The 20,892-nt window shown below is 74.4% G+C and carries 20 protein-coding genes; 14 read left to right on the top strand and 6 right to left on the bottom strand.

All coding sequences use genetic code 11. The features are described 5' to 3' along the window. The first annotated feature begins 18 nt into the window (after window positions 1–18). From P2H44_RS19020 to tsaD, 9 genes are all read left to right on the top strand, one after another. Complete coding sequence (locus tag P2H44_RS19020) at window positions 19–672, top strand: phosphoribosylanthranilate isomerase (protein ID WP_275765974.1); 654 nt, start codon at window positions 19–21, stop codon at window positions 670–672. Between the two features lie 55 nt (window positions 673–727). Next, the gene (locus tag P2H44_RS19015; RefSeq protein WP_275765972.1) at window positions 728–1,894 is read left to right on the top strand and encodes a serine hydrolase domain-containing protein; all 1,167 of its coding nucleotides are present in this window, start codon (window positions 728–730) and stop codon (window positions 1,892–1,894) included. Beyond that, on the top strand, window positions 1,891–2,382 hold the full coding sequence (locus tag P2H44_RS19010; protein WP_275765970.1) for a GNAT family N-acetyltransferase: 492 nt from the start codon (window positions 1,891–1,893) through the stop codon (window positions 2,380–2,382). Before P2H44_RS19015 ends, P2H44_RS19010 begins: the two co-directional genes overlap by 4 nt. 145 nt (window positions 2,383–2,527) lie before the next feature. Further along, complete coding sequence (gene trpB, locus P2H44_RS19005) at window positions 2,528–3,748, top strand: tryptophan synthase subunit beta (RefSeq protein WP_275765968.1); 1,221 nt, start codon at window positions 2,528–2,530, stop codon at window positions 3,746–3,748. 85 nt (window positions 3,749–3,833) lie between these two features. Further along, entirely contained in the window at window positions 3,834–4,253 is a 420-nt protein-coding gene (locus P2H44_RS19000; RefSeq protein ID WP_275765966.1) for a hypothetical protein, read from the top strand. Window positions 4,254–4,393: 140 nt separating this feature from the next. Next, window positions 4,394–5,191 carry a tryptophan synthase subunit alpha gene (gene trpA, locus P2H44_RS18995; protein ID WP_275765964.1) on the top strand — a complete coding sequence of 266 codons (798 nt, stop codon included), beginning with the start codon at window positions 4,394–4,396 and terminating at the stop codon, window positions 5,189–5,191. 388 nt (window positions 5,192–5,579) lie between these two features. Further along, the gene (locus P2H44_RS18990; protein ID WP_275765962.1) at window positions 5,580–6,131 is read left to right on the top strand and encodes a pyridoxamine 5'-phosphate oxidase family protein; all 552 of its coding nucleotides are present in this window, start codon (window positions 5,580–5,582) and stop codon (window positions 6,129–6,131) included. Between the two features lie 122 nt (window positions 6,132–6,253). Beyond that, a complete protein-coding gene (locus P2H44_RS18985; protein WP_275765959.1) occupies window positions 6,254–7,258 on the top strand; it encodes an LLM class flavin-dependent oxidoreductase in 1,005 nt (334 codons plus the stop codon). Between the two features lie 508 nt (window positions 7,259–7,766). After that, window positions 7,767–8,879 carry a tRNA (adenosine(37)-N6)-threonylcarbamoyltransferase complex transferase subunit TsaD gene (tsaD, locus tag P2H44_RS18980; protein WP_275765957.1) on the top strand — a complete coding sequence of 371 codons (1,113 nt, stop codon included), beginning with the start codon at window positions 7,767–7,769 and terminating at the stop codon, window positions 8,877–8,879. A 406-nt stretch (window positions 8,880–9,285) separates the two neighbouring features. Here the strand turns inward: tsaD and P2H44_RS18975 are convergent, their stop codons facing one another. Further along, window positions 9,286–10,974, bottom strand: coding sequence for an acyl-CoA dehydrogenase family protein (locus tag P2H44_RS18975; protein WP_275765955.1), 1,689 nt, complete (start codon window positions 10,972–10,974; stop codon window positions 9,286–9,288). A 303-nt stretch (window positions 10,975–11,277) separates the two neighbouring features. On the opposite strand from P2H44_RS18975, the gene P2H44_RS18970 reads away from it, so the two are divergent. Then, window positions 11,278–12,057, top strand: coding sequence for a sulfite exporter TauE/SafE family protein (locus P2H44_RS18970; RefSeq protein ID WP_275765953.1), 780 nt, complete (start codon window positions 11,278–11,280; stop codon window positions 12,055–12,057). Between the two features lie 16 nt (window positions 12,058–12,073). Here the strand turns inward: P2H44_RS18970 and P2H44_RS18965 are convergent, their stop codons facing one another. Further along, window positions 12,074–12,823, bottom strand: a complete 750-nt coding sequence (locus P2H44_RS18965; RefSeq protein WP_275765952.1) for a calcium-binding protein — start codon at window positions 12,821–12,823, stop codon at window positions 12,074–12,076. A 169-nt stretch (window positions 12,824–12,992) separates the two neighbouring features. Next, window positions 12,993–14,054 carry an NAD(P)H-binding protein gene (locus P2H44_RS18960; protein WP_275765950.1) on the bottom strand — a complete coding sequence of 354 codons (1,062 nt, stop codon included), beginning with the start codon at window positions 14,052–14,054 and terminating at the stop codon, window positions 12,993–12,995. Window positions 14,055–14,150: 96 nt separating this feature from the next. Here P2H44_RS18960 and P2H44_RS18955 point away from each other — a divergent pair, with 96 nt between their 5' ends. Both P2H44_RS18955 and P2H44_RS18950 read left to right on the top strand, forming a co-directional pair. Further along, complete coding sequence (locus P2H44_RS18955) at window positions 14,151–15,110, top strand: LysR family transcriptional regulator (RefSeq protein WP_275765947.1); 960 nt, start codon at window positions 14,151–14,153, stop codon at window positions 15,108–15,110. Between the two features lie 179 nt (window positions 15,111–15,289). Then, window positions 15,290–15,958: a GcrA family cell cycle regulator gene (locus tag P2H44_RS18950; protein ID WP_275765944.1), complete on the top strand. Its 669-nt coding sequence runs from the start codon at window positions 15,290–15,292 to the stop codon at window positions 15,956–15,958. Between the two features lie 301 nt (window positions 15,959–16,259). On the opposite strand, the gene P2H44_RS18945 is transcribed toward P2H44_RS18950, so the two are convergent. Both P2H44_RS18945 and P2H44_RS18940 read right to left on the bottom strand, forming a co-directional pair. After that, a complete protein-coding gene (locus tag P2H44_RS18945) occupies window positions 16,260–16,997 on the bottom strand; it encodes a phosphate signaling complex PhoU family protein (RefSeq protein ID WP_275765942.1) in 738 nt (245 codons plus the stop codon). Window positions 16,998–17,204: 207 nt separating this feature from the next. Further along, window positions 17,205–18,509 (bottom strand): ATP-binding protein, encoded by a 1,305-nt coding sequence (locus P2H44_RS18940; RefSeq protein WP_275765940.1) that lies wholly within the window; start codon window positions 18,507–18,509, stop codon window positions 17,205–17,207. A gap of 216 nt (window positions 18,510–18,725) precedes the next feature. Here P2H44_RS18940 and P2H44_RS18935 point away from each other — a divergent pair, with 216 nt between their 5' ends. Together P2H44_RS18935 and P2H44_RS18930 are read left to right on the top strand one after the other, a co-directional pair. Next, window positions 18,726–19,178, top strand: a complete 453-nt coding sequence (locus P2H44_RS18935; RefSeq protein ID WP_275765937.1) for a DUF1178 family protein — start codon at window positions 18,726–18,728, stop codon at window positions 19,176–19,178. Window positions 19,179–19,396: 218 nt separating this feature from the next. Further along, on the top strand, window positions 19,397–20,137 hold the full coding sequence (locus tag P2H44_RS18930) for an SDR family oxidoreductase (protein WP_275765934.1): 741 nt from the start codon (window positions 19,397–19,399) through the stop codon (window positions 20,135–20,137). 235 nt (window positions 20,138–20,372) lie between these two features. On the opposite strand, the gene P2H44_RS18925 is transcribed toward P2H44_RS18930, so the two are convergent. Next, window positions 20,373–20,837, bottom strand: coding sequence for an Hsp20 family protein (locus P2H44_RS18925; protein WP_275765931.1), 465 nt, complete (start codon window positions 20,835–20,837; stop codon window positions 20,373–20,375). Window positions 20,838–20,892: the final 55 nt, after the last annotated feature.

Raw genomic sequence — 20,892 nt, 5'->3', positions numbered from 1 at the left:
TTCCGACGAGGGCTCGCCATGACCGTCCGCGTGAAGATCTGCGGCCTGGACACCGCCGCCAACGTCGCCGCCGCCGCCGCCGCCGGCGCGGCCTACGTGGGCTTCGTCTCCTTCCCCAAGTCGCCGCGCCACCGCTCGCTGGCCGAGATCGCCGACCTCGCCGTCTCGGCCCCGCCGGGCCTGTGCAAGGTGGTGCTGACGGTGAACGCCGACGACACGCTGCTCGACCGGCTGATGGACGCCGCCCCGATCGACATGATCCAGCTCCACGGCGCCGAGAGCCCCGAGCGCGTGGCCCAGGTGCGCGAGCGCTTCGGCCTGCCGGTGATGAAGGCGATCGGGGTGGCGGACGAGGGCGACCTCGCGGCCATCGCCGAGCATTCGCGCGCCGCCGACCAGTTGCTGATCGACGCCAAGCCCCCCAAGGGCGCGCCCCTGCCCGGCGGCTCGGGCCTGCCCTTCGACTGGCGCCTGATCCAGGGCCGCCGCTGGGCGACGCCGTGGATGCTGGCGGGGGGCCTGACGGCGGGCAACGTGGCCGAGGCCGTGCGCCTGACCGGCGCGCAGCAGGTGGACCTGTCCTCCGGCGTCGAATCGGCCCCCGGCGTGAAGGATCCCGACCTGATCCGCGCCTTCTGCAAGGCCGCCCAGGCTGCGGCGCTTCCGGCGTAGAACCGGGCCGCCGCCTCGGCTATCGTCCCCGCAAAACCATAAGGGGAGGGGACGAATGCCCGTGATCGCGGCGATTTCCGAGGCGCTGGAGGCGCATGTGCAGGCCGGCGACACGGTCGGCTGCGTCGCGGTGGTCGCCGACCACCACGGAACCCTGCACCAGAGCGCCCACGGCCTGCGCGCCGCCGGCGGCGCCCAGCCGATGACGCTCGACTCGGTGTTCCAGATCGCCTCGATGACCAAGGCGATCGGCTGCGCGGCCCTGATGCGCCTGGTCGAACAGGGGCGGTGCAGCCTCGACGACGACGCCGGCGCGCTGCTCCCCGACCTCGGCGCCCTGCCCGTGCTCGACGGGTTCGACGGCGACACGCCCCGCTTCCGCCCCCGCCGCCGCCCGGTCACGCTGGGCCAGCTCGCCAGCCACACCGCGGGCCTGGGCTACGAGATGTGGAACGCCGACCAGCTGCGCCTGCTCGCCCAGCGCGGGGTGAAGCGGCGGGACGCGGGCCGCGCGGGCCTGGCCAACTTCCCCTTCCTGCGCGAGCCGGGGGAGCGCTGGGAATACTCGGTCGCCATCGACTGGATCGGCATCGCCATCGAGGAGATCGCGGGCGAGCCGATCCGCGAGTTCCTGGCGCGCGAGATCCTCGGCCCCCTGGGCATGACCTCCACCGACGTGACGCTGACCGAGGCGATGCGCCCGCGCCTCGTCTCCAACCATCGCCCCGGCGAGGACGGCCGCCTCGCCCCCGCCCCCGGCATCGGCGAATACCCCGACGGCTTCTTCGCCATGGGCGGCTGCATGTCGGGGACGGCCCCCGACTACGCCCGCTTCGCCCGCATGATCCTGCGCGACGGCGAGCTCGACGGCGTCCGCGTCTTCGCGCCCGAGACGGTGCGCGCCATGTCCGCCAGCATCATCGGCGACCTGCGCGTGCGCAACCTGCCCAGCGCCCTGCCCATGCTGACCGCGCCGCTGGAGATCTTCCCCGGCGTCGAGAAGACCCACACCCCCCTGTTCATGCGCGTCGAGCAGGACGTGCCCGGCATGCGCCGGGCCGGCACGCTGTTCTGGGCGGGGCTGTTCAACACCCATTACTGGATCGACCCGGCCTCGGGCCTCGCGGCGGTCCTGATGATGCAGCAGAGCCCGTTCCTCTCGCCCCCCGCCCGCGCGGCGTTCGAGAGCTTCGAGCGGGCCGTCTACCGGGAGCTTTCATGACCGAGACCCTCGCCGAACCGCAGGCCGAAACGCTGATCGTGCGCCCCGCGCGCGAGGCCGACCTTCCCGCCGTCGTGGCCCTGCTGAGCGACGACGACCTCGGCGTCGAGCGCGAGGCGCCGGCCGACGACCCCCGCTATCTCGCCGCCTTCCACGCGATCGAGGAGCAGCGGGGCAACACGCTCTACGTGGCGGTGACGTGCGACCGGGCGACGGGCCCGGTGGTGGGCTGCTTCCAGCTGATCTTCATGCCCGGCATCTCCTGGGCCGGCGCCACGCGCGCCGAGATCGAGAACGTGCGCATCGCGCGCGACCTGCGCGGCACGGGCCTGGGCGCGAAGATGATCGCCGAGGCGGTCGAGATCGCCCGCTCGGGCGCCGCCGCGATCCTCCAGCTCACCTCCAACAACGCCCGCCCCGACGCCCACCGCTTCTGGCAGGCCCAGGGCTTCGAGCAGAGCCACCAGGGCTTCAAGATGAAGCTCTGAGGGAAGGCGCGGGCGGCCCCGTCCGTCCGCGCGTCCCGCCTGGCGCATCGAAATGCGTCCTACGGCGCCCGGCCGCCCCGCGCCCCCTTCACCTCCGGCCCGTCAGGGGTTAAACCGCCCTCGACGCGCGCGAGAGAGAGTTCCCATGACCGCAGACGGCCTCAACAGCTTCCGCTCCGGCCCCGACGAGCGCGGGCGCTTCGGCATCTTCGGCGGCCGCTTCGTCTCCGAGACGCTGATGCCGCTCATCCTCGACCTCGAGGCGGAGTATACCCGCGCCAAGGACGACCCGTCGTTCTGGGCCGAGATGGACGACCTGTGGGCGAACTACGTGGGCCGGCCCTCGCCGCTCTACTTCGCCCCCCGCCTGACCGAGGAGCTCGGCGGCGCGAAGGTCTACTTCAAGCGCGACGAGCTCAACCACACCGGCGCGCACAAGATCAACAACGTGCTGGGCCAGATCCTGCTGGCGCGGCGGATGGGCAAGACCCGGATCATCGCCGAGACCGGCGCCGGCCAGCACGGCGTGGCCACCGCCACCGTCTGCGCCAAGTTCGGCCTGAAGTGCGTGGTCTTCATGGGCGCCACCGACGTCGAGCGCCAGAAGCCCAACGTGTTCCGCATGCGCCTGCTGGGCGCCGAGGTGGTGCCCGTCACCTCCGGCCGCGGCACGCTGAAGGACGCGATGAACGAGGCGCTGCGCGACTGGGTGACCAACGTCTCCGACACGTTCTACTGCATCGGCACCGTGGCGGGCCCGCACCCCTACCCGGCGATGGTGCGCGACTTCCAGTCGATCATCGGCAAGGAGACCCGCGCCCAGATGATGGAGGCCGAGGGCCGTCTGCCCGACGTGCTGGTGGCCTGCATCGGCGGCGGCTCCAACGCCATGGGCCTGTTCCACCCGTTCCTGGACGATCCCGACGTGCGCATCGTGGGCGTCGAGGCCGGCGGCCACGGCGTGGACGACCGCATGGAGCATGCGGCCTCGCTGACCGGCGGGCGCCCGGGCGTGCTCCACGGCAACCGCACCTACCTGCTGCAGGACGAGGACGGCCAGATCATCGAGGGGCACTCGATCTCGGCGGGGCTCGACTATCCCGGCATCGGGCCCGAGCACGCCTGGCTGCACGACATGGGGCGGGTCGAATACGTCTCGGTCACCGACCGGGAGGCGCTCGACGCCTTCCAGCTATCCTGCCGCACCGAGGGCATCATCCCGGCGCTTGAACCTGCGCACGCTTTGGCGCATGTCACGAAACTCGCGCCGACGCTGCCCAGGGACACGCTGCTCGTGATGAACATGTGCGGTCGCGGCGACAAGGACATCTTCACCGTCGCCGAGGCGCTGGGGACGTCCATCTGATCCAATATCGCTCCGGGGGGTCCGGGGCGAGCGAACAACCACGTTCCAGCCGCGATGCGGCGGGGCGAATCGAAGGTTACGTTACGTGGCGAAATTCAGCGCGGGCGACATGGTCGTCCTGATCTCGGGCTCGATGCGCATGGCGGTCGAAAGCGTCGAGGGTGACGACGTCAGCGTGGTCTGGTGCCACGAGGGCAGGATCGGGCGCGACACCTTCAACGACTCCCTGCTCAACAAGTGGGAGTTCCGCGGCGGCGACGACCGGGGCGAGCGCGGCGGCTTCCGCGGCGGCGACCGGGGCGGGGATCGCGGCGGCTTCCGCGGCGGCGACCGGGGCGGCTTCGGCGGCGGCGACCGGGGCGGCGACCGCGGCGGTCGGTTCAACGACCGCAACGAGGACGGCGGCGGCTTCGGCGGCAAGCCGGGCCGGGACGACAACCGTCGCGGCAAGACCGGCTGGGACGGCAAGCCGCGCGAGAAGAAGTACTTCCGCGACGACGATTGATCGCGCGCGGGCCCTCAGGCCCGCCTTGCGACCGGCGTCGGGCGATCGCGCCCGCGCCCTGACCTGCGCCGCCCGGGCCCCAGGGCCCGGCGCGGCCCCCCTCTCCGACGACTTCACCGATCCAAGCGCATGAGGACGGCATGACCCGCATCGACCGACGCTTCGCGAAGCTGAAGGCCGAGGGCCGGCCGGCCTTCGTCTCCTACGTGATGGCGGGCGACCCCGACCTCGAGACCTCGCTGGAGATCGTGACGGGCCTCGCGGGCGCGGGCGTCGACGTGATCGAGCTGGGCCTGCCCTTCACCGATCCGATGGCCGACGGCCCCACCATCCAGCTCGCCGGCCAGCGCGCGCTGGAGGCGGGGATGACCCTGAAGAAGACCCTCGGCGTGGTCCGCGAGCTCCGCGAGAGCGACGACGAGACCCCGGTGGTCCTGATGGGCTACTACAACCCGATCTATTCGATGGGCGTCGAGACCTTCCTCGCCGAGGCGAAGTCCGCCGGCGTCGACGGCCTGATCGTGGTCGACCTGCCCCCCGAGGAGGACGAGGAGCTCTGCCTCCCCGCCCAGGCCGCGGGCCTGAACTTCATCCGCCTGGCGACCCCCACGACCGACGACCGCCGCCTGCCCAAGGTGCTCTCGAACACGTCGGGCTTCGTCTACTACGTCTCGATCACCGGCATCACCGGCGCGGCCGAGGCCGCGGCCTCCGCCGTCGGTCCCGAGGTGGCGCGGATCAAGGCCTCGACGCCGCTGCCGATCTGCGTGGGCTTCGGGATCAAGACCCCGGCGCGCGCCGCCGAGATCGGCCAGGTCGCGGACGGCGTCGTGGTGGGCTCGGCCATCGTCGAGCGCATCGCCGCCGGCGACGCCCCGGCCGAGGTCCTCTCCTTCGTGAAGAGCCTCGCCGACGCCGCCCACGGTGCCCGCGGCTGACCCCTCCGGCGCGCCCCGCAGGCGCGCCGCCCTCCCCCCCTCGTCTCCCGCCGAAGGCGCCGCGTCTCCCGTCGCGCCTGAGGCCCACGTCCGGCCCGCGGCGCGCCCTGCCCGCGCCGCGCGTGGCCCACGTCTCCGGCCGCAGCCGCCGCGCCCTCCCCCGCCGCCGCGCTGCGCCGCCCGGCGCTCCCGCCGCATCGGCCCGCGCCCCCCTCGCCCTCTCATTCCCGGCGCCGGCCCCACGCCCCGCCCGCAGGCCTCGCGGAGCGCCTGTTCTTTGGTGAGCTCCCGAAGCGACCTCTCCCCGCGCAGCGCCCCGGCCCAGAACCCCTTCCCCTGCCGCGCCCGCCCTCCTAGCATCGCGCCGTTCCCAGCGACGGAGCCTTCCATGGCCAAGCAGTACGATCGCATCGAGCCCCCGCTCGCCCGTTTCATCTCGCGGCAGAAGATCTTCTTCACCGCCACCGCGACGGCCGACAGCCGCGTGAACCTCTCGCCCCGCTCCACGGACGCGCTTCGGGTGCTGGACGAGAACCGGGTGTGCTACCTCGATCTCACCGGCTCGGGCTCCGAGACCTCGGCGCATCTGCTGGTCGACGGGCGCATGACGATCATGTTCTGCGCCTTCGAGGGGCCGCCGATGATCCTGCGCCTCTACGGCCGCGGCCGCTCGCTGTTCCACGGCACGCCCGAATATGCCGAGCGGCTCGCCGCCTCCTACGACGGCGAGGCCCCGCTGGGCGCGCGCCAGATCGTCGAACTGACCGCGGACCTGGTGCAGTCCTCCTGCGGCTACGCCGTCCCCCTCTTCGACCACCAGGGCGAGCGCGACGTGCTGACCCGCTGGGCCGAGGGCAAGGGCGCCGAGGGGCTGGTCGAGTACCGGGCGGAGAAGAACGTCGTCTCGATCGACGGCCTGCCCACCGGCGTGCCGGCCTGAGCGTCCCCCGCAGAACGCCGGGCGCGGGCCGCGCATCCGCCCGCCCCCCCTCGCGCCCGGCGGCGACGCGACCTATGTTGTGCGCAACCGATAAGGACGCCGAACCGACCGGAGGCCGCCCGATGATCCCCTATTCCCTGCTCGACCTCTCGCCGATCTGCGAGGGCGCGACCGCCGCCGACAGCTTCCGCGCCACGCTCGACCTGGCCCGCGCGGCGGAGCGGGAGGGCTTCACCCGCTACTGGCTGGCCGAGCATCACAACATGCCCGGCATCGCCTCGGCCGCGACCTCGATCCTGATCTCCCACGTGGCGGCGGGCACCTCGACCATCCGGGTGGGCTCGGGCGGGATCATGCTGCCCAACCACTCGCCGCTGGTGATCGCCGAGCAGTTCGGCACGCTCGCCACCCTGCATGGCGACCGCATCGACCTCGGGCTGGGCCGCGCGCCCGGCACCGACATGCCCACCGCCCGCGCGCTGCGCCGGGGGATGGACGGGGTCGACCGCTTCCCCCAGGACGTGATGGAGCTGATGGACTACCTCGGCGATCCCGATCCCGGGCGCCACGTGAACGCGATCCCCGGCGTGGGCACGAAGGTGCCGGTGTGGATCCTGGGCAGCTCGCTCTACGGCGCGCAGCTGGCGGCGCATCTCGGGCTGCCCTACGCCTTCGCCTCCCATTTCGCGCCGCAGCTGGTGTTCGAGGCCGCCCAGGTCTACCGCGACAACTTCCGCGACACCGGCCGGATGCCCGCGCCCCACTTCATGCTGGCCGCCAACGTCTTCGCCGCCGACACCGAGGCCGAGGCGCGCCGGATCCGCACCTCCTCCCAGATCGCCATGGCGCGGCTGCGCACGGGCACGCCGGGCCCGCTGCCGCGCCCGGTGGCGCGGATCGAGGACGTGCTCTCCCCCGCCCAGCTCGCCATGGTCTCCGAGATCCAGGCGGTCTCGGCGGTGGGCGATCCCGACCAGGTGCGCGACCAGCTCGCCGCCCTGATCCGCCGCCACCGGCCCGACGAGGTGATCCTGGCGGGCCACATCCACGACCCCGCCGCCCGCATCCGCAGCTTCGAGATCGCCGCCGAGGCGATGAGGACCATGGCCCCGGCGACCGCCGCCTGAGGCGCCCCGGCCGGTCGGGGCGGCCCTCGCGTCCGCTGCGCGGCCGCGTCGCCCCGCCCGACCGTCCCCGCTCCGGCCGGACGCGCTCCCGGCGCGCCGCGCGAGGGTTTGCGGACGCGGGCGCTCGGAGAGGCGGGAGGGGGGCCAGCCCCCTAGTCCTGCGCCCTTACAGACCGCTTGCGAGCGAAGCCCAGGTCAGGAGCAAGAAGGGCTCCGCCGGCCCTGCGCGGCTGCGCAGAGCCCGGCGACGCTCCGGCCGGTTTCGCCAGGGCGGTCGTCACTGGCCTGCCTCGCGGGCCTGGCCCGGACGAGCATCCGGGTTGAAAGCGCCCCGCCCAAGACCCGACCTTCTCGTCGCCGCACGAGCCGCGTTCCCCGCCCAAGGCGCCGCCCCACCCGTTCGCGGCCGAAAGGGGGACGGCCGGGCGGGGCGATGCGGGCGCGCAGCGGCCGCGAGGGCCGCCCCGGCCGGATTGCCAGCGCCGCCGATCGGGGCTATCGCGCGTGCATGCGCACCCACCTGACCCTGCTGGGCCTCGAGTCCTCCTGCGACGAGACCGCCGCCGCCGTGGTCCGCGCGCCGCTCCGCGACGGCCTGCCCGAGGGGCCGGGAGAGATCCTCTCCTCCATCGTCATGGACCAGGCGACGCTCCACGCGGCCTACGGCGGCGTGGTGCCCGAGATCGCCGCCCGCGCCCATGCCGAGCGCCTCGACGTCGCCGCCGAGCAGGCGCTGGCAGAGGCGGGCCTGCCCCTGGGCGCCCTCGACGCCGTCGCCGCCACCGCAGGCCCCGGGCTGATCGGCGGCGTCCTCTCGGGCGTGATGTGCGCCAAGGGGATCGCGCTGGGCGCGGGCCTGCCCTTCGTGGGCGTCAACCACCTCGCCGGCCACGCCCTGACGCCCCGCCTGACCGAGGGCCTGCCCTACCCCTACCTGATGCTGCTGGTCTCGGGCGGGCACTGCCAGATCCTCGCCGTGCTCGGCCCCGACCGCTTCCGTCGGCTGGGCGGCTCGATCGACGACGCGCCCGGCGAGGCCTTCGACAAGGTCGCGAAGCTCCTGGGCCTCGGCTACCCCGGCGGCCCGGAGGTGGAGCGCGAGGCGCGCGCCGGCGACCCGACCCGCTTCGACCTGCCCCGCCCGCTGATGGACCGCCCCGGCTGCGACATGAGCTTCTCGGGCCTCAAGACCGCGCTGCGCCGCGCGCGCGACCGGCTGGTCGAGGCGCAGGGCGGCCTCACCCGCCAGGATCGCGCCGACCTCTGCGCCGGCTTCCAGGCGGCGGCGGCCGAGGTGCTGGCCAAGAAGACCGCGCGCGCCCTGCGCGAATTCGCGCCCGAGGCCGGCCCCTCCCCCGCCATCGCGGTCGCGGGCGGGGTTGCGGCCAACGCCGTGCTGCGCGCGGAGCTGGAGACGGCGGCGGCGGCCGAGGGCTGGCGCCTCGTCGCCCCGCCCCTGCGCCTGTGCACCGACAACGCCGCCATGATCGCCTGGGCGGGAGCCGAGAAGCTGGCCCGCGAGGGGGACGACGCGCTCGACCTGCCGGCGCGGCCGCGCTGGCCGCTGGACGCGGGCGCTGCGCCGCTGATCGGATCGGGGAAGCGCGGGGCGAAGGCCTGAGGCGAGACGAGGAGCGGAGGCGCCCTGCGGGCGGGCTTGGGCCTCCTGCGGGCGGCGCGCCTCTGTTGGGGAAGGCGGGAGCCTCCGGCGGGCTCCTGACTCACCCAAGAACAAGCCCGCGCCTGTTCTCCGGAGCCGTCTCTCGCTGATGGATGCCTGAGCGACTCGGGGGGCGGGGTCAAGGACAAGCCCCCTTCGGGGGTCGCTGCGCGATCCTTGACCCCGCCCCCCGAGTCGCTCTTTCCGGCATCCGCGAGAGACGGCTCCGGAGAACAGGCGCTTCGCGAGGGTTGGGGGCGTCGCGCCGGGGCGCATGGGGCGGGCGGCGGGGGCGAAAGGAAGAACGCCCCGAGCCTGGGGAGGCCGGGGCGTTCGGTCGGGTCGAGGCGGGCGCGCCCGGCCGGGATCAGTTCACGCCGTCGAGCAGGCGGCGGGCGATGACCTGGGCCTGGATCTCGGCGGCGCCCTCGAAGATGTTCAGGATCCGCGCGTCGCAGAGCACCCGCGAGATCGGGTATTCCAGCGCGAAACCGTTGCCGCCGTGGATCTGCACGCCGTTGTCGGCGCAGGCCCAGGCGACGCGGGCGCCGAGGAGCTTGGCCATGCCGGCCTCGAGGTCGCAGCGCCGGCCCTCGTCCTTCTCGCGCGCCGAGTGGTAGCTCAGCTGGCGGGCCACCATGATCTCGACCGCCATCATCGCCAGCTTGTCGTAGACCCGCGGGAAGTGGACGATCGACTTGCCGAACTGCTTGCGGTCCTCGGCGTATTTCAGCGCGATCTCCATGGCGCACTGGGCCACGCCCACGGCGCGCGCTGCGGTCTGGATGCGGGCGCCCTCGAAGGTCTTCATCAGCTGCTTGAAGCCCTGTCCCTCGACCCCGCCCAGAAGGTTCTCGCCCTTCACCACAAAGCCGTCGAAGCCGAGCTCGTATTCCTTCATGCCGCGGTAGCCGAGCACCTCGATCTCGCCGCCGGTCATGCCCTCGGCGGGGAACGGGTTCGCGTCGTCGCCCCGCGGCTTCTCGGCGAGGAACATCGAGAGGCCCGAGTAGTTGTCGGTGTCGGGATCGGTGCGCGCCAGCAGGGTCATCACGTCGGCGCGGGCGGCGTGGGTGATCCAGGTCTTGTTGCCGGTGATCTTCCAGTCGTCGCCCTCCTTCACCGCGCGGGTGCGCAGGGAGCCGAGGTCGGAGCCGGTGTTGGGCTCGGTGAAGACCGCCGTGGGCAGGATCTCGGCCGAGGCGATGGCGGGCAGCCACTTGTCCTTCTGGGCCTGGGTGCCGCCGTTGAGGATCAGCTCGGCCGCGATCTCGGAGCGGGTGCCGAGGCTGCCCACGCCGATGTAGCCGCGCGACAGCTCCTCGGAGACCACGCACATCGCGGTCTTGCCCAGGCCCGAGCCGCCGTACTCCTCCGGCACCGTCAGGCCGAAGACGCCCATCTCGCCCATCTCCTGCACCAGCGGCATGGGGATGAACTCGTCCTTGAGGTGCCACTCGTGGGCGTAGGGCACGACCTTCTCGTCCGCGAAGCGGCGGAACTGGTCGCGGATCATCTCGAAATCCTCGTCGAGCCCGCAGTCGCCGTAGGTCGAGGCGCCGGCGCGCTCGCGCATGATCTCCACCAGGCGATGGCGCGCGGCGTCGGTGTTGCCGCCGGCGATCAGGGCCGCGACGGACGGGTCGGCGGCCATCGCCAGGCCTTCGGCGGCCAGCCCGAGGTCCGCGAGGCGCGCGAACTCGTTCTGGCTCATCATGATGCCGCCGGTCAGCTGGGCGAGGTATTCGCCGAAGCTGATCTGCAGCAGCAGCTTCTCGATCTCGCCGAACTTGCCCTGCTCGGCCAGGCGCACGGACCAGGCCTGCATCTGGCGCAGGGATTCGGCGTAGGTGGCGATCCACGACAGCGCGTGGGCGGCGTGCTGCTCGCGGTCCATCACCGCGCCCGAGACCTTGCCGTCCACCGTCACCCGCTCGCGCAGGGCGCGGCGGGCGGACATCGCGATGTCCTCGACCGCAGGCATCGCGCCGGCGCAAAGCGTTTCGAGATCAGCCAGAATCGGCTCGACGGTCGGGATCGCGGTCGCTTCGTTCATCGATGGAACCTCTCCGGTCGGCGGGCGGCCCGGCGGTCGGAAACCGGGGCTGGCCGCGAGGCGCGCGCAGACGATGCTGCGCCGCGGAATCTGTCACGTTTCGGGCGCGGACGCTAGTTAAGCGCCGTCGCGGGGTCAATGGGCGCGCAAGATCATTTCACCAAGACAGGGCGCCGCAAGCGATATCTTGCGCGAAACCAGCCGGCGGTCGGCGGCGGGCGCGTACACGAAATGTGCATACGCCCGCCGGGACGCGCACGGATCACCTGTTCGCCGCCCGCGCGCAATGCTAAGGGCGCCTTCATGGACTTCACCGGACTCTTCGCCGATCACGGCATGACCGCGCTGACGCTGGCGCTGCTGGGGATGCTCGTTGCGGGCTTCGCGAAGGGCGTGGTGGGCTTCGCCCTGCCGATGATCGCGATCTCCTCGATCGGCTCGGTGCTGCCGGCGCCGCTGGCGGTGGCGGCGATCATCCTGCCCGCGGTGATCACCAACATCTGGCAGACCTTCCGCCAGGGGCTGGGCGCGGCCTGGGAGACGCTGCGCCGCTTCTGGCTGCTGAACCTGGTGATGTTCCTCGCCATCGCGATGACCGCCCAGCTGATCATGGTGATCTCCGAGGCGCTGCTGTTCGGCATCCTGGGCGTGGGCGTGTGCGGCTTCGCGCTGATCCAGCTGCTGGGCTGGCGCCCCGCCGCGCCCCGGAAGCGCTGGCTGAAGCCGGTCGAGGCGGGCGTGGCCATGGTGGCGGGGTTCTTCGGCGGGCTCTCGGGCGTGTGGGGGCCGCCGATCCTGCTCTACCTCACCGCGCTGGAGCTGCCGAAGAAGGAGCTGGTGCGCGCCCAGGGGGTCAGCTTCCTGCTCGGCTCGCTGATCCTGGTGGCCTCTCACCTGCGCTCGGGCCTGCTGCTGGGCGAGGGGGGCGCGATCTCGGTCGTGATGGTCGTGCCGGCGATGATCGGCATGGCCGCGGGGCTGGCGGTGCAGGACCGGCTGGACCAGCAGCGCTTCCGCCGGGCGACGCTCGTGGTGCTGGTGGTGGCGGGGCTCAACCTGCTGCGTCGGGCGCTGATGGGCTGAGGGCCCCTCGTCTCGGTCAGCCGAACAGGAAGTCGTCCTCGCCGATCTCGGCCGGGCTCATGTGGCGCAGGGTGATCGTGGCCGCCCCGTCGATGGTCACCACCACGTCGTCGCCGTCGCCGCGGATGGTCAGGTCGTCGAAGTCCAGCGTCCCGCGCGAGGAGATGCGGATCTGGTCGCGCCCGTCGTCGAAGTCGCGGATCACGTCGTCGCCCGCGCCCTTCCAGAACACGAACACGTCCTCGCCCTGGCCGCCGCGCATCTTGTCGTCGCCCTGCCCGCCGTTCAGCCGGTCGTCGCCGTTGCCGCCCAGCAGCACGTCGCGCCCGCGCCCGCCCTGCAGCACGTCCTCGCCGCCGCCGCCCTTCAGCACGTCCTTGCCGCGGGCGCCCTTCACCAGGTCGTCCTCGCGGTAGCCGTTGAGCGTGTCGCGCTGGCGCGAGCCCTGAAGGACGTCGTCCTCCTGCATCAGCAGGCGGAAGAAGGCGCGCGAGTCGCCCGCGAGCTGCATGGCCACGAAGGGCTGACGCACCGGACGCTCGAAATCGTAGATGGCGAAGTGCTGGAAGCCGCCCTCCTCGACCGAGACGCCGCGCAGGGTGCCGCTGGGCTCGAAGCCGTAGGGGTGCCAGATGGCGCCGAAATAGGCGATCGAGTCGCCGTCCGCCCCGAAGCGCACCACCTCGTTGCTGATGATGGTCCGCTCGGTATGACGGACGTCGTAGCGGTTCATGTCCAGCGACTGGTACGCGCGCAGGATGGCCATCGGCGGACGCCTCTTCGAAATCCGGGCCGACGCGACAGGGCCCCGGCGAGGCGGGGCCCGATGCTGCGCGGCCAATACGTTGCGCGTTCATGTGAAGATCAGACCGCAGCCCGGCTCAACCCCGCAGCGCCCGGTTCCGGAAGCGTTTCGCCCGAGTGTGGGCGCCGCGCTACGCCGGACGGGGCCGACGCCCGGGAACCGGGAGCGGGCGGCGCGGCGACGCCCCTGCGGCAGGGGCGGCCACAGGCGCGGGCGCCGCGCCGACGCGCGCCGTCGCCGCCGGCCCGCCCGGCCGCCCCTCCAGCCGCGGGGCGAGGGCGGCGGCCACCGCCGCCTCCGCCGAGTGGGGGACATGCTCGGGCAGCAGGGCGGCGAGGCGCGGATCCTCCAGCCGGTGCGGGGTCGACCACAGGTAGCGCATCTCCACCAGCTCCCGCCCCATCGGCCAGACCGGCGCGGCGAGGCGCAGCGCCCACCACGGGAACGGCCGCGGCGCCAGCGGCCGGCCGGCGGCCCGCGCGGTCAGCGCCAGCAGCTCCGCCCCCGTCAGCGCGTGGCCGGGGTGGTTGAAGGCGGCGAAGGGGGGCAGCGCCTCCCGCCGCGCGGCGAGGCCGGCGATCACCGCGGCGAAGTCGGGCAGGAACGACCAGGCGTGCACCCGGTCGAGCGGGCCGGGGTAGACGAAGCGCCCCGCGTCGAGCTTCGCGGTCATGTGGCTGTCGAACCAGTTGCCGGCGATCTCGGTGTCGAGGAAGTCGCCGCCGCGCAGGACGATGCAGCGGATCTCCCCCGCCTCGGCGGCGGCGCGCAGGCGCATCTCCTGCTCCGCGCGCAGGCGGCCCTTCACCGTGTCGGGGCGGTAGGGCGTGTCGGGGGTCGCCCGGGCGGGGATGGCGGAGCCGTAGCCGTAGACGTTGCCCGGATGCACCAGCGTGGCGCCGGTGGCCTTCGCGGCGGTCAGCAGCGCGTGGGTGGTCCTCGGCAGCGCCTCGCGCCAGTCGGGATAGGGCGCGTTCAGGCCGTTGACGATCACGTCGGCGTCCTCGGCCGCGCGGGTCAGCGCCTCGGGGTCCAGGGCGTCGCCGGCCACCGGCTCGGCGTTCTCGAAGCCGCGCGCGCCGGTGCGGGTCATCGCGCGCACCCGCCAGCCGGCCTCGGCGAAGGCGGCGGTGGCGTGGCGGCCGAAGCGGCCGCGGGCGCCGACGACGAGGGCGGTTCCGATCTGGGTCATGGCGGGGCTCCGCAGAATGGTCGGTGTCGATGGAGCGAAGATGAGGTATTCTCACCCGGATCGGAAGCCGCGGAAATGGATGGGAGCCATTCAGAAATGGATGACCTGGACTGGTCGGAGCTCCAGGCCCTGCTCTCGGTCGCGCGGGCGGGCTCGCTGTCGGCGGCGGCGCGCGGCGGGCCGCTCAGCCAGCCCACGCTCTCGCGCCGGCTCGCGGCGCTGGAGGGGCGGCTGGGCGAGGTGCTGATGGAGCGCGGCGCCGCGGGCGTGCGCCCGACCGATGCGGGGCGCGAGGCGCTGGCCCGCGCCGAGGAGATGGAGGCCGCCGCCGCCCGCCTGTCCCGCGCGGCCGAGGGGCGGGCGAGCGGCGTCTCGGGCACGGTGCGGGTCACCGCCAGCCGGATCGTCGCGACCTACCTGCTGCCCGGCGCCGTGGCCGAGCTGATGGAGGCCGAGCCGGCGCTGGAGATCGAGCTGGTCGCCTCGGACGACACCGCCAACCTGCTGCGGCGGGAGGCGGACGTGGCGGTGCGCATGTACCGCCCCGGCCAGGCCGACCTGGTGGCGCGCAAGGTGGCGGAGATGCGCCTGGGCCTCTTCGCCTCGCACGGCTACCTCGCCCGGCACGGCGAGCCGCGGACGATGGAGGAGCTGGCCCGCCACCGGGTGGTGGGCTTCGACCGCTCGGAACTGATGCTCGACGGGTTCGCCAAGGCCGGGATGCCGGTGCCGCGGCGCTTCTTCCGCCTGCGCACCGACGACCAGGTGGCCTACTGGCAGGCGGTGGCGGCGGGTGCGGGGATCGGGGCGGGCCAGACGGCGGTGGCGGCGCTGGAGCCGCGGGTGCGCCAGGTGCTGGCGGGGGCCGAGCTGGGGTCGCTGCCGGTGTGGCTGGCGGCCCACGCGGACCTGCGCGGCTCGGCCCGGGTGCGGCGGGTCTTCGACCACCTGGCCGAGGCGCTGCCGCGCCTCGCGCGCACCGGGGAGGCGGAAATGCGCCCGGCGGGCGAGGGCGGGGCGGATATGCGCCCCGCGCCCGCGACCGATCGGCCCTGATCGCACGCCCGCGTCTTGTTATGGGCGGTGCGCAGGGTAAAATAGGGGGGAGAGACGCGACGGGCCGCGACGGCCCGGACGGGCGCGCCCGGATGCCCCGGGGGCGCCCCTGTTCGCGGGCGGCGCTGCGGCCAGGAGGGTCGCGGCGCACGCGCCGCGTGTAAGCCATGGAGTACGTCATGTCCTGGACCGACGAGCGGGTCGAGCTGCTCAAGTCCATGTGGGGCGAGGGCAAGTCCGCCAGCCAGATCGCCAAGGCGCTGGGCGGCGTGACCCGCAACGCCGTGATCGGCAAGGTCCACCGCCTGGGCCTGTCGAACCGCACCGCCGCCCCCAAGACCGGCGGCAAGGAGGAGGCCGAGGCGCCCGCGCCCGCCGCCGCGGCCGCGCCCCCGCGCCCGGCGCCCGAGCCGGCGCCCGCCCCGCGCCCCGCGCCCGCCGCCGCGGCCGCGCCCGAGCCGGCCCCCGCGCCGCGCCCGGCGCCCGCCGCCGCGCCGGCCCAGCCCGCGCCCGCGCCCCGCGCCGCCGCCCCGGCCGAGGAGGCGGTCGAGCGCCCGATCGCCCGCGCCCCCGTGCCCACGCCGCCGCTGGGCCCGCAGCCGCCCCAGGTCTCGGAGGTCTCCGAGGAGGCCCGCCGCAACCTCGAGGAGGTGGAGAAGAAGGCCAAGCGCCTGAACCTCCTGCAGCTGACCGAGCGCACCTGCAAGTGGCCGATCGGCGATCCGGCGACGGACGATTTCTTCTTCTGCGGCCTGCCCTCGCTGGGCGGGAAGCCCTATTGCGAGACGCATGTCTCGGTCGCCTTCCAGCCGATGAGCGCGCGGCGCGACCGCTCCCGCTCCCGCTGAGACGACGCATCCCGGACGCCGCCCGCGGCGCCCCAGGCAAGTGAAGGCCCGCCCGGACGACCGATCCGGGCGGGCCTTTTCCTTGGTCCGGCCCCCTGCCGCCCTGTCGGGAGGCGCCGCGTCGGGCGCAGCGCCCGGCCCCGGCCCGTCGCCCGCGGCGCTCGGCGGGCGGAGGCGCCCTGGCCGCGACGGCCGCCCGGGGCGGAGGCCGGGCCCGGGCGCAACGGCGGCCCTGCGCCGCGGGCGGACCGCCGGGGCCCGCGCGACGCCCGACGCGGCGCTTGCGAGGCCGAGCCGGCGCTCAGTCGGCGGCGGCGTCGATCTCGGCGCCGCGCAGCATCCACCAGGTGGCGGCGGCGACGTGGCGGGCCTGGTCGCCGATCCGCTCCAGGTCCTTGGCCATGAACAGGCGCCGGGCGCCGGCGACCACCGGCTCCGCCCCCTCGGCCATGCGGTCGAGCAGCGCGCGGGTCAGCGCCTCGTGATGGGCGTCGAGCTCGCCGTCCCGCCGCCAGACCGCACGGGCGGCCTCGGCGTCGCGGGCCTGGTGGGCGGAGATCGCGGCCGAGAGCTGCGCCAGCGCCCGCAGGCCGAAGCGGCGCAGGGCGGCGTTCATCTCCTCGGCGCCGTCGACCGGCTCGCCCTCGGCGCGCAGCCGCGCGGCGCCCTCGGCGAGGTTGGCCGACAGGTCCCCGCTGCGCGCCAGCGCCGCCAGCGCCCGCAGGGCGGCGAGCAGCTGGCGCAGGTCCGCCCCCATCGGCTGGCGCAGCGCCACCAGGGAGGCGGCGCGGTCGTTCGCCTCCCGCGCCAGGCGCCGCTGGCGGTCGCGCAGGGCGCGCAGCTCGGCGGCCTCGGCGAGGTCGCCGCGGCTCAGCAGGGTCAGGGCCCGCGAGAGGAGCTCCTCGGCCATGCCGCCCACGCGCGCGGTCTCGACCGCGACCTGGCGCAGGTCGGCGTCGAAGGAGCTGACCGTGTGCCCGCGCCCCAGGCGCAGATCCTGCGGGCGGTCGGGCCGCAGGGGGTCGGGTGGCTGAAACATGACTTCCGGTGAAAACGCTGACGTTTCGTCACCTTACAGGCGAACCATGACACACGTATGTCGGAGCGGCGCGGAACGGCCCGGACGCGGTGGATTTTTTGCGCGATCCGGCCCGGACGCGGGCGCCCGGACGCCCCGCGCGCCCGGGACCGGCACCGGGACCGGGCGGCGCGCCCGGCCGGCGGAGGCCGCCGCGCGGCGGCCCGCTCAGTCGGCGGAGGCCTGCGCGGCGCGGGGCGCTGCGCGGGCGGCGCGGCCTGCGGCCTCTCCCCCGTCGGCCGGGAGCCAAAGGGTGAAGCTCGCGCCCTCGCCCGGCTCGCTCTCCACCGTCAGCTCGCCGCGGTGGCGGGACATGATGTGCTTGACGATCGCGAGGCCCAGCCCCGTGCCCCCCTGGTTGCGCGAGCGGCGGACGGAGACGCGGTAGAACCGCTCCGTCAGCCTCGGCAGATGCTCGCGCGGGATGCCCTCGCCATGGTCGCGCACGGTCAGGCCGACCATGCCGGGATGGCTGGCCGAGGCGGGGGCGGGCAGGATCTCGACCGGGCCCTCGCCGTATTTCATCCCGTTCTCCAGCAGGTTGCCGATGGCCTGGATCAGCTGGTCGCGGTCGCCGCGCACCATCGGGCCGGAGGCGGGGGCGAGCACCCGGATCTCCACCCCCCGCTCGTCGGCGACGGGGGCCAGCGCCTCGGCGGTCTCGTGGGCGATCTCGCCCAGGTCCTGGCGCTCGGTCGGGGCCACGTGCTCGTTGAGCTCGATGCGGTTGAGCGACAGCAGGTCGTCCACCAGCCGCTGCATCCGGCCGGCCTGCGCCTGCATGATGCCCAGGAAACGCTCGCGCGCCTCGGCGTCGTCGCGGGCGGGGCCCTGCAGGGTCTCGATGAAGCCGCGGATCGAGGCGAGCGGCGTGCGCAGCTCGTGGCTGGCGTTGGCGATGAAGTCGGTGCGCATCCGCTCCAGCCGCAGGTCCTGGGTGCGCTCGTGGAACAGGCACAGCACGTGGCGGCGGCCGGGGCGGTCGGGGCGGCCCGGCTGCTCGGCCCCGTCGACATGGGCCCGGATCACCCGGTTGCGGTCGCCGTGCAGCGTGAAGTCGAAGCTGCGCGGCGGCGCGCCCGCCTGCGCCTCGGCCAGCGCGTCGAGGAAGTCGGGCGCGCGGAAGGACATCGAGTGATGCTCGCCGACCCGCAGCCGCTCGAACAGGGCGCGGGCGGCGGGGTTGGCGTATTCGATCAGGCCGGCGGGGTCGATCAGCAGCAGCGGGAAGGGCAGCCGCTCGAGCGCGGCGCGCCCCAGCCCCGGCTCAAGTCCGCCCGGGCGCGGCGGCGGCGGCGCGGCGGCGCCGCGCTCCTGCGGGATGCGCAGAGCGAAGGCGAAGAGGGCGGCGCCGAACAGGCCCGCCGCCCCCTGCGCCCAGAGGGGCGCGCCCAGCCCGCCGGCGGCGCCCGCCGCGCCCAGGGCGGCGAGGGCGACGGCGATTCGGCGGGCGGTCTCGCCGCGGAGGGGCATGGACGTCCTTTCGGCGCGCGGCGGGGCCAGGGGCCGGGGCCGGCGCAGGCGGGGTTTCGGGGTCACGGACCCGATACCATGCGTCGCGGACGGGGCGAAGACGGTTTGCCTTCATGAATGCGTCGCATATTTAAGGCGCGTCGGGCGGAAGGATCCGCCGGACGATCCGCGGCGCCTTCGGGGGGAGGGCCGCTCGACCTATCGGGACGCCGAGCCATGATCCGCTACACGCTGCGCTGCGACGACGGGCACGAGTTCGAAAGCTGGTTCCAGTCGGCCGAGGCCTTCGACAAGGTGAAGGCCGCCGGCGGGCTCGCCTGCGCCATCTGCGGCAGCGGCGCGGTCTCGAAATCGCTGATGGCGCCGCGCCTGGGCGCGGGCACGAAGAAGGGCGCGGCCCCCGCGCCCGAGGCCCCGCCCGAGACGGCGCCCATGCTCTCCGCCCCCGGCAGCCCGCTCGAGGCCGCGATGAAGGCCCTGCGCGAGCGGGTGGAGGCCTCGGCCGAGAACGTGGGCCGCGACTTCGCCAAGCTCGCCCGCCAGATGCACGAGGGCGCGCTCGAGGATCGGCCGATCTACGGCGAGGCCACCCGCGAGGAGGCGCGCGACCTGCTCGAGGACGGCGTCCCGGTCGCCCCCCTGCCCTGGCGCTCGGGAAAGGGCAACTGACGGCCCGGGCCGGCCTTCCTTCCGCAAGTCCCTGATGCCGCGGAGTTGACAGCTGTCAACTTGCGGGGCCGCGCGCGCGCCCCGTCGCCCAGGCCTGCGCCTGCGGGACATCTGCGCCCGCGCCTCCGGGACGGCGGCCGTCCTCTCCCCCGCCGGTGGACAAGCCCGGCCCTCCGGCGGAAAGTCCCGCGCAGGATGGAGGCAGGGAGGAGACCGCCATGCATGTGCTCATCACCGGGGGATCGCGCGGCATCGGGGCCGCCACCGCGCGGCTCTGCGCGGAGCGGGGCTGGGACGTGACGATCAACTACGTCTCGAACGCCGAAGCCGCCGCGAAGGTCGTGGCGGAGGTCGAGGCGCTCGGCGCCCGCGCCGCGGCGGTGCAGGCCGACATGGGCGAGCTCGGCGCGGCCGAGGCCCTGTTCGACGCGGCCGAGGCGGCGCTGGGGCCTGTGAAGGGCTTCGTGAACAACGCGGGCGTCGTCGCCAAGGCCTCGATGCTGGCGGACATGGCGCCCGAGCGGGTGAAGCGGCTGATCGACGTGAACGTGACCGGCGCGATCCTGGCGCTGCGCGAGGCGGCGCGGCGGATGCCCACCGACCGTGGGGGGCCGGGCGGGTCGATCGTGAACGTCTCGTCGGCGGCCTCGCGGCTCGGCTCGCCCGCGACCTACGTGGACTACGCGGCCTCCAAGGGCGCGATCGACACGCTGACCATCGGCATGGCGCAGGAGCTGGGCCGGTCCGGCGTGCGGGTGAACTGCGTGCGCCCGGGGATCGTCGAGACCGAGATTCACATGGACAGCCACGGCTTCGACCGCGCCGCCAAGGCCGGTCCCAGCCTGCCGATGGGCCGGGCCGGGCGGCCGGAGGAGATCGCCGAGGCGATCGTCTGGCTGCTCTCGGACGCGGCCTCCTACACCTCGGGCGCGCTTCTGGACGTGGCCGGGGGGCGCTGAGGCGAGGGTCCCGCCCGGCCGCCCCGGAGGCGCCGCGCCGCCGGTCGCCGCGCGACGCGGGCGGATCGGTCCGGCCGGGCGCGCGGGTCGACGCGGCGCCTCCGGGGCGGCGACGCCGGGGGGGAAACGCGGAACGGCCCGCCGGGGGAGAGCTCCCGGCGGGCCGCGGTTCAGGTCAGGCGCCGCGCGGCGGGCGTGCCGGCCCGAGGGCCGCGCGGCGCCGCCTGCGCCTCGCTCAGTTGACGGTCTTGGCCTCGATCTCGGCCGGCTTCGGCTCGGCGCGCGCGATCTCGATGCGGCGCGGGCGCAGGGCCTCGGGCACCTCGCGCACCAGCTCCACGTGGAGCAGGCCGTTCTCGGTCCGCGCGCTCACCGGGCGCACGTGGTCGGCGAGCTGGAAGCGGCGCTCGAAGGCGCGCTCGGCGATGCCGCGGTGCAGGAAGGTGCGCTCGGCCTCGTCCGCGGCGCGGCGGCCGGAGACCACGAGCTGGCCGTCCTTGCTCTCGACCGTCAGGTCGGCCTCGGAGAAGCCGGCGACCGCGAGCGTGATGCGGTAGGCGTCGGCGCCCGTCTTCTCGATGTTGTACGGGGGGTAGGCGGGCTGGGCGGTCTCGCCCGAAAGGGCCGCGTCCATCATTCCGGCGAGCCGGTCGAAGCCGACGGTGGAGCGATAGAGCGGCGACAGGTCGAAGTTGCGCATGGGTCTCATATCCTCTGCGAAGCGATATGTCCGATGAGGACCCTCCGTCCGGACG

Origin of the sequence: Albimonas marina (genome assembly GCF_029223255.1) — a bacterium.
Taxonomy (GTDB): domain Bacteria; phylum Pseudomonadota; class Alphaproteobacteria; order Rhodobacterales; family Rhodobacteraceae; genus Albimonas.
The sequence above is the reverse complement of the archived record's forward strand: the minus strand, read 5'-3'. Positions and strand labels throughout refer to the sequence as shown.